The organism is Pseudomonas sp. K5002, from assembly GCF_013386655.1.
Classification (GTDB): Bacteria; Pseudomonadota; Gammaproteobacteria; order Pseudomonadales; family Pseudomonadaceae; genus Aquipseudomonas.
In genome coordinates this window covers 1-8,130 of record NZ_JACARK010000706.1, presented here as the reverse complement: position 1 = coordinate 8,130, position 8,130 = coordinate 1, and the positions used below count along the sequence as shown (strand labels likewise).

At 60.2% G+C, this 8,130-nt stretch carries 7 protein-coding genes; 3 read left to right on the top strand and 4 right to left on the bottom strand.

The window, feature by feature from the left end:
• The first annotated feature begins 214 nt into the window (after nt 1-214).
• Together HX846_RS26635 and HX846_RS26630 are read left to right on the top strand one after the other, a co-directional pair.
• Nucleotides 215-682, top strand: a complete 468-nt coding sequence (locus HX846_RS26635; protein WP_003210674.1) for an RNA methyltransferase — start codon at nt 215-217, stop codon at nt 680-682.
• Nucleotides 683-751: 69 nt separating this feature from the next.
• Nucleotides 752-1,102, top strand: a complete 351-nt coding sequence (locus HX846_RS26630) for a DUF2892 domain-containing protein (protein WP_003210673.1) — start codon at nt 752-754, stop codon at nt 1,100-1,102.
• Between the two features lie 106 nt (nt 1,103-1,208).
• Here the strand turns inward: HX846_RS26630 and HX846_RS26625 are convergent, their stop codons facing one another.
• Together HX846_RS26625 and HX846_RS26620 are read right to left on the bottom strand one after the other, a co-directional pair.
• Nucleotides 1,209-2,447, bottom strand: a complete 1,239-nt coding sequence (locus HX846_RS26625) for a hypothetical protein (RefSeq protein ID WP_178966425.1) — start codon at nt 2,445-2,447, stop codon at nt 1,209-1,211.
• Nucleotides 2,448-2,459: 12 nt separating this feature from the next.
• On the bottom strand, nt 2,460-2,909 hold the full coding sequence (locus HX846_RS26620) for a YcgN family cysteine cluster protein (protein WP_003210671.1): 450 nt from the start codon (nt 2,907-2,909) through the stop codon (nt 2,460-2,462).
• 153 nt (nt 2,910-3,062) lie between these two features.
• On the opposite strand from HX846_RS26620, the gene HX846_RS26615 reads away from it, so the two are divergent.
• The gene (locus HX846_RS26615) at nt 3,063-3,662 is read left to right on the top strand and encodes a nitroreductase family protein (RefSeq protein ID WP_003210670.1); all 600 of its coding nucleotides are present in this window, start codon (nt 3,063-3,065) and stop codon (nt 3,660-3,662) included.
• Nucleotides 3,663-3,742: 80 nt separating this feature from the next.
• Here the strand turns inward: HX846_RS26615 and HX846_RS26610 are convergent, their stop codons facing one another.
• Both HX846_RS26610 and HX846_RS26605 read right to left on the bottom strand, forming a co-directional pair.
• The gene (locus HX846_RS26610) at nt 3,743-7,045 is read right to left on the bottom strand and encodes a hypothetical protein (protein ID WP_256739974.1); all 3,303 of its coding nucleotides are present in this window, start codon (nt 7,043-7,045) and stop codon (nt 3,743-3,745) included.
• A 293-nt stretch (nt 7,046-7,338) separates the two neighbouring features.
• Nucleotides 7,339-8,130, bottom strand: a 792-nt coding sequence (locus tag HX846_RS26605; protein ID WP_178966423.1) for a D-2-hydroxyacid dehydrogenase, incomplete at its 5' end; no start/stop codon positions are given.

Below are 8,130 nucleotides of genomic sequence, written 5' to 3'. Positions count from 1 at the left end.
CCCGTTGGGCTGCGTAGCGGCCCCACGCTTTTTGGGAGCGCTTCGCACTCCAGCGGGAGCAAGCTCCCTCGCCACAACAAGCTCCCTCGCCACAGCAAGCCCCTTTGCCATAGCAAGCTCCCTTGCCACAGTGTTGCAACACGTGCCGCTCAAACTGACCGCCTTTCGAGCAATCCCCGTATAATCGCGGTTTTTCTCGAAGGCACCCTCTCCCGTGGGCAATAAACGCTACAGCTGCATCGGTCTGTACAACCCCAAATCCCCCGAAAACGTCGGCTCGGTGATGCGCGCCGCCGGCTGCTACGGCGTGGCCTCGGTGTTCTACACCGGCAAGCGCTATGAGCGGGCCCGGGACTTTATTACCGACACCAAGAAGGTCCACCACGACATTCCGCTGATCGGTATCGACGACCTGAAAAAGATCCTGCCCCTGGGCTGCATCCCCGTCGCCGTCGAGCTGGTGGAAGGCGCCCGCCCTCTCCCCGAATACACCCATCCGGACCGTGCGCTGTATATCTTCGGCCCGGAAGACGGCTCCCTCGACAAAGAGATTCGCGACTGGTGTGAAGACGTGATCTACATCCCGACCACCGGTTGCATGAACCTCGCCGCCACCGTCAACGTGGTGCTTTACGACCGTCTGGCCAAGGGCAACAACACCCGTTCGGGCCCCAAATACTGATTTTTTGGGAACATCCGCGGCCTGTGTGCAGTCAGCTGCATATCAATCAGCCCTTGTTGGAGACAGATCATGAGCGACAGCAAAACCCTGCGACCCGTTATCCGGTCCACCCCGTTCGAGCCCCAACCCACGCAAAACGTCCAGGGCTGGGAACGCATCGGCTCCCTGGCTGGCGGTGTGGTGATGATGGGCAAAGGCCTGCGCCGTGGCGGCTTTTTCGGTTTGATCCAGGTGGCGATTGGCGGCGTAGCGCTGGCACGCGGGATCAGCGGGCATAGCTCGGCGAAAGAGTTGCTGGAGCGCAGCCGCCAGGAAATGAACAGCGTGCGAACCAAGATCGAACGCGCCGGTGAGGAACTGAAAAACCTCAAGACCAAGGCTGAAGTGGCGGCTGAAAACGCCAGCAAAACTGTGGGTTAACCCCGATCAAAAGTGGGAGCGGGCTTGCTCGCGAAAGCGGAGTGTCAGTCACTGACTGTGTTTCTGATACACCGCTTTCGCGAGCAAGCCCGCTCCCACCTTGGTTTCAGTGCAGCAGTTTGGTATCGAGTACTACCGACGACTCGCCAATAATGCTCTCCCCCAGCTGCACGAATTCCTTTGTGCTGATGCTGTTCAAGCGCATCACCGCCTGGGTCAAATCATCCAGCGAACGCTTGTTGTGGGTTTTCACACGAATCTCGCGGTCCAGCTCCTGCAACAACACCACCGCTCGTGAGACGGTCGCGCTATTGGCGTGCTCGACCCGCAGGGTGGTCACGTCCTTGCCTTCGCTGGCCAGCCGGGCCTGCAGGGCGGCATAACGATCGTCGCTGATCCCCCCTGCGCGGCGCATCAGCTCAATGGCGTAGTACTGCGCCAAGCCCTCGCTGATCCAATCGCTGCCCTGATGGTCGTTGAAGCGGCCGATAGCCTGCACCACTTCACGGATCAACGGGCTGCTGCCGTTCTCGCTGACCAACGGCGTACGGCTGTTGAGGTAGATCGAGTCCCGCGCCGAATACGCACCGCGGCGCATCGGGTCACTGGCGCCCACCACCAGCAATTTCGCCGGGTGCCGTGGGAATGCCGCTTGCACTTGCGGCCAGACAAACGTCAGCAAGGTCAGCACATCCATGCGATGCATGCCTTGCCCTTTGGGCGACGCCACGGTGATTTCGGTTTCCCCCAGGCGCATCCTGCGACTGCCCAGCGTACCCGCGAGCATCCAGCCGGTGGGCCGGTCAAACAGGCGGGAAACGTTATCGATGCGGAATTTGTTCTTGCCGATGCGCGGCCAGGACGTCTCGACGCTTTTCCAGCCGGCAGGCAGTTCAAACACCAGGCGCGACACCAGTTCAATGCCGTCCTGTTGATCCAGACGTGCAGTGGGCACCAGGTCTTCGCCGCGAAACAGCGCCCAACTCGGGGTCATCCGCGCTTCATAGACGCCTTTCTTGCGCGCGTGGGTGAGGCGTACACGGTAGGTCAGGCTGGCCTTGTCGGCACTCGGTTGCCACAGGCCGCGGCTGTCACCCGGGGTATTGCCCGGCAACACTTGCCACTGGCCATCGGCCTTGAAGTCGCTGTAGTCGCCGTCGCGGCCCAGGTCGAAGTTGAGGCTGCGCACCGCCGAGCCCTGGGACAGGCTCAGGCGCACTTCTGCCTGATCACTTTGGGGCAACAGCTTGACGTGATAGTCCAGGTCAACTTTCTTCGCCGCCCACGCCGGCGCACTCAATACCAACAACAGCAGGCTCGCCGCCAGCCTGGCTCCAACCGTCATACACACTCCTTCTCAGCCTGCACGAAAAATCAGGTAATCCTCCCAGTCATCCTCGGGCACGCTGCCTTCGCTGAGCATGCGCCCGGACTGGGAAATGCGTTCCTGGTGCACAGCGTCGCGATCGCCGCAGACCAGGTGGTGCCACAGCGGCAAATCCTTGCGCTCGCTGACCAGCCGGTAACCGCAGGTGGGCGGCAGCCATTTGAACTGGTCGGCCTGGCCCGGAGTGAGCTGGATGCAATCGGGCACCGAGGCGCGACGGTTGGGGTAATCGGTGCACTGGCAGGTTTTCAGGTCCAGCAGTTTGCAGGCGATGCGCGTGTAGTAGACGCTGTTGTCGTCTTCATCCTCGAGCTTTTGCAGGCAGCACAGGCCGCAGCCGTCGCACAACGACTCCCACTCATCCTGGTCGAGTTGTTCGAGGGTTTTGCGGATCCAGAAAGGTTCGACTTTGGCGGCCATGGCTCTACATCAATATCGGTATGTTAAAAGGCCGCCAGTCTAGTGCCCATGGCCCCCGGGGCCAAGCGCTTACGACTGTCGGTAGAACAAGACTTGTCAGCCACCCGGCGGCGAAGTAGTTTTGAACCCCGGTTTTTCATCAGGATCAGCCCAATGAGCAGCAACCCACGCGTCGCCGACTATCCGATCCACCCACAATTCACCGACCGCTGGTCGCCGCGCGCCTTCACCGGCGAAAGCATCCCGGTGGACACCCTGTTGAGCTTCTTCGAAGCCGCGCGCTGGTCACCTTCGGCCTACAACTCGCAGCCATGGCGTTTTCTCTATGCGCGCCGCGACACGCCGAACTGGGAACGTTTCCTGGGCCTGCTGAACGAATTCAACCGTGGCTGGGCGCAGCATGCCTCGGCCCTGGTGATCGTCGCGTCGAAGACGACCTTTGCCGTGCCTGGTGCCGCCGAAGAAACCCCGGCCCTGTGGCACACCTTTGACACCGGCTCGGCCTGGGGCCACCTGGCGCTGCAAGCCAGCCTCAGCGGCTGGCACACCCACGGCATGGCCGGTTTCGACCAGGAACTGACCCGCAAGGAACTGAAGATTCCTGAAGGTTACGCCCTGCACGCTGCGGTGGCGATTGGCAAGCTCGGCGACAAATCGACCCTGGCCGACTACCTGCAAGCCCGGGAAACCCCGAGCCCGCGTCGTCCATTGAACGAGCTGGTGTCCGAAGGCGACTTCAACCACCAGGACTGAACACGCTCTGGCAGTCGTTGACGGTCACGTCAAAACCCTGCTGCTGCGATCACAGCAGGGTACACCGGCCACAAGTGCAGCTACGCCTTGGCGATCAGCGCGTAATAGGCCCTGCGCAGCTCGTCTCGATCACGCTTGTACATACTGGCGAGAAACGGTGTCATGTCTTCAAGACCGTTTGCGTTCAAGTCCACTGGATAGATTTTATTATCCCTCGCTGAATACAGGAAATTACTTAACTGCAGATCGTTGTGGTAAAGATTTTTCTGTTCCATGCGCCGAAATGCGTCATCCAGTAAAAGCCTGGCCTCTGGGGGCAAACTTCCCCTTGCCAGGGTATTTACATCCACCCCGTCCAGCTTGCCCATTTTCAAATAACGGCGACCATTTTCAAATATCGTGGTTGCAAAGCCGTCACCGTAATAGCTGTTCAGGCACAGGGTCTCGTTATCGACAAAGTCGTCGGCAGAAGTCATGGATGAAGGGCCATAGTCCTTATAGACACTTTTCCCGTCGAGACTGTCGTAGATCGTCCCCTCACCGCCCCCGCCAATTTCCGGCCCCAGGTCTGATGCCACAGAGGGCCGGTTACCGCCGCGTGCCCCCAGGCGCTGCCATTGGTCCCCCTGAAGGTGCTGCACCAGCAGCGGCGTTTGCCGGTTATTGTGATAAATCTGCGCCTGTACGGCACCGTCGGCGGTGCGAGTCACTTGCCGCACTTCGTAGACCGCAGTGTTGCCGGCAGTATCGGTATGGCGGATGTGGGACAAGTGACCGTCCGCCGCCACATAGATCCCCTGACTGTTGCGCGCAAGCCCGGCTATTTTCGATTCGGCCACGCTGTAGTCGCCAAGCAACCGGTTGTTCAGGGCGCTGCCCGGCTCGGCAGGCGTGGTGATGATCGCCCCATCCATCGCACTCGTTTTTGCGGTGAAGCCTTCAAGAGGGCTGCCGTAAGGCCGCATCCTGTCCACATCAAACGCATACCATCGACCGTTCTGGAGTACCGCGCCTCCATCAACGCTTTGCCCGGCGACCTTGAAGGTACCCGTCGCTGCTGCGTCATAGTGTTTACTGGCAGCCTTCAACAGGTCATAGCTGCCGCTCGCGCCCCTGAGCTTGTTGACCACCTCTGCACCCGTGGCGCGTACAAAGTTGGCGCCTTTGCCCAGCAACCGGGCACCGCCCGCGACCAGTTCGCTGAAGCCATCCAATGGGTTGAATGCTTGAATGGCAGCCACACCGATGACTTTTGCCACTTGAATGGCCTTGGCGGCGGCGCTCGCGACCTTGGCTCCCGCCTTCGTGACTTTCGCCGCCACACCCGCGCCCGCCGTGACAAAACCAAAGACATCCAGCGCCAGGTCACTGGCCCCTTCCAGGTGGTTGCCCCTGGAAAAATTCACGATGGCGGACCTGAGCGGAATCAGGTCAAGAAAAAAGTGGGTGACGTTCCACTCGGTTGCCATTTGTTTATCGAACGAGGTGACACCCCGGGCATAGGTTTTTATGTCATCACTGTCGAGATCAAGATGCTCAACAAAAGCATCGGCGATGTGCTGGGTTCGCGCACTGGAAAAACTGGGGGGCGGCGTTGACAAGCCGTCCTGGCTCTTTTGGCCAAGGGCAGCCTCGCTCACGGTCTTGGGCTTGAAGGGCTCCGTCTTGAACTCCTTGTTGGCCTGCCGCTCGCGTTTTGTTGTTAACTCCGAGGCCGGCACCGACTTGATTGCACCTGCGTTCAAATCAATTTCATAAACGGTGTTGCCATTTCTTCCGGTGGCCTTGATCCACAGTTTGTTTTCCGCGCCCTGCCGTTTTTTAGAGGTGAAGTCGAGGCCCAGTTCATAAGTGTTTTTCTGAAAAAACTCGAGCTTTGCAAACTCCAGGTTTTCCCGGTCAACCAAGGGCAGTGTTGCGACAAGGTGCTTGATGACGCTGCGAACCCCTTGCTGGCGAGAAGTGATTGCTTGTTCAAATTCTTCGTTGAAGATTTTGTTCACGCTGAAATCCAGGCTCTTGCCTTTGATTGCCTCGGCAATGCTCGGGTCCCTGGTTTCCCATGGGTATTGGCCAAGTCCGCTCATGGCGATGTCCAACAACGAGAAAAGCCCGCCGGGCGCCCGGGTCGGACCATAAAGTGGTTGGGCTGACGGTTGTTTCGAGTCAACGACCTTCAGTCGTTTCTCTTCAAAAGGTACGTGTTCGCCAAACCGCTCCTTCAAATGGGCCAACGCAATGTCTTTACGGCTTGGAATCTCGGCTTCCAACAAACCGGTAGCCGCAAGCGTCGACTTCAGTTGTGCGTTGAATGCCGTCCTTGCACGGTCTATCTCATCGTCGCTGTAACGATCACCTGGCTGGCATGTGACGATCCCGTTGACCACGGCCCAGTCCACCAATGCCGCCTTTTGTGCATGTTCGGCGGCGGCTCGATTCGTCAGGATCGCGTTTTCCGCGCTGGACATGACTTGGGCAAAGGTCATGTGCGCCACCTTTCCGGGGAACTGCGCCTCTATGGCCGCCGCTGCGACCGCGAGGCTTACCCAGGCCGGACTGCCGTAGGTCACGCGGTCGGGGATGTCCTTGATCAAAAACTCGGGCGCCTTTCGTGCCAGTAACAAATAGGCGCCGGCCTTGGCCATCTCGGGACTGGTCTTGTGATTTTCGTGCAGGTAAGTGCTCAGGCGCTCGAGCACTGTCGAAGCCGGCTTGCCCCAATGGGCTTGTTGGGCGAGGTCGAAACCCGCCACGCGGTTACGGTGCGGCGCCGTGATGGACTCCGGGTCAAGCAGCAGATGGATCGCACTCAGTGCGTACTCGTTCACGCTGGTCTCGGAGGCGGCGCCCCCAAGCTGGTCCTGTATGGCTTGCCCCAGTGCCTGCCCGCGGGTGGAGCTGACGAGGGTTTCGAGTGCCTTGGCAGGATCAGCCAATGCCTCGCCCGACAACGGCTGGTTCGCGTTCAGATATTCCAGTACACCCACGCTTGCGCCGATGTGCGGTGCATTGGGGTTCTGGCTGCCATGGTCGGTAGCCGCCGCCAGTACCCTGCGCTGTTCAGCGGCGCTCATGGGAACAGGCCAGGACAACCCGCCGCCAAAATTGCCGAGCGGATGCTCCAGTGCCCTGTCACTCACCGCATGGGCATGACCGGTCAGCTGAAAATGATTGGTGGGCAACCCCAAGCCGATACTTCCGAGAAAGGTCTCTACCGTCGCCGCTTTACCCGCCTGGGTCGGGTAGGACGAGTCGGGGTGTATTTGCATCGGTGTCGTTTGCAGCGCGGCCAGCACCGCTTGAGGGCTGGCATTCACGCCAAGACGGCTGGCGATTTCGTTGAGCTTCTGGCCCAGTGTCCGCAGATTCTCGCGGTCGCCCAACGCCGCGGTGAGACCGGATTGCCGGGGGACTGGGGCGAGGGCCTGCGTATTGCGATCGGCCGTAGCACCCAGAGCAGAGGGCAATAGAGGGAGCGCCGCCGGCTCGGTAGAAAGCAGGGAAAGTTGCGAAGTTAGCCGTGGAGGGAGAGACACAGTGCCAGCATTCAACATGAGAATGTACCCATCTGGAGAGGGGTACGAGCCTCACATACGGCCTGCGAAACGAACATCTGATTAGTGTTTGCAGAAATTTGTAAGCGCCCGGCAACACGCGTTGCCGGGCCTTCGCGCTGTCAGTAACCGCGCTCGAAACTCACTTCACCACGCAACGTTTCCTGCGCCTGGTACGCGCGCAAATTCTCGACAAATAATTGCACCATCATCCCCGGCGAAGTCGGCGCCGAGCTGTGCCCGGTCAGCAGCAACCCCCAGGCGGTCCAGAACGGATGGCGCTGGGGCAATGGTTCCTGACGGCAAACGTCAATCACCGCGCCGGCCAGATGGCCTTCCTTCAACGCTTCCACCAGGTCCGCATCGACCACCGCCACACCGCGCCCGACGTTGATGAACAACCCGGTCGGTTTGAACTGCTTGAACAGCGCCGCATTGTACAAATCGTGGGTGTTCGGCGTGTTGGGCAGCAGGTTGACCACGTAGTCCACCTCACTCACCAGGCGCGGCAACGCGTCGAGCCCGGCAACTTCGACAAACGGCGCCTGCTCACGGGCCTCACTGGCAATGCCGTACAGCTCAACGCCAAACGGCTGCAGGAATTGCGCAACGCTGCGGCCGATATCACCGGTACCGACGATCAGCACTTTGCGCCCCGCCAGGCTCTGGCCCATGCGGTTATCCCACTTGCGCTCGACCTGGCTGACCAGCCGCGCCAGCACTTCACGCTCATGGCCAAGCATGTAAGTCAGCACGTATTCGGCCATCACCTGGCCAAAAATGCCCACGGCTCGGGTCAGACGGTAATCCCGCGGCAGGCCGTCGGCCAGCAGCGGCGTGATGCCGGCCCAGGTGGATTGCAGCCATTGTGGCTGGTGCCCCTGGCGCAGCAAGGTGGCCAGAAGATCCGGCTG

Bases quoted from the DNA above. Each gene is read 5' to 3' on its own strand.
- HX846_RS26630 (WP_003210673.1), top strand. From the start codon at position 752: ATGAGCGACAGCAAAACCCTGCGACCCGTTATCCGGTCCACCCCGTTC.
- HX846_RS26625 (WP_178966425.1), bottom strand. From the start codon at position 2,447: ATGACGGTTGGAGCCAGGCTGGCGGCGAGCCTGCTGTTGTTGGTATTG.
- HX846_RS26615 (WP_003210670.1), top strand. From the start codon at position 3,063: ATGAGCAGCAACCCACGCGTCGCCGACTATCCGATCCACCCACAATTC.
- HX846_RS26620 (WP_003210671.1), bottom strand. From the start codon at position 2,909: ATGGCCGCCAAAGTCGAACCTTTCTGGATCCGCAAAACCCTCGAACAA.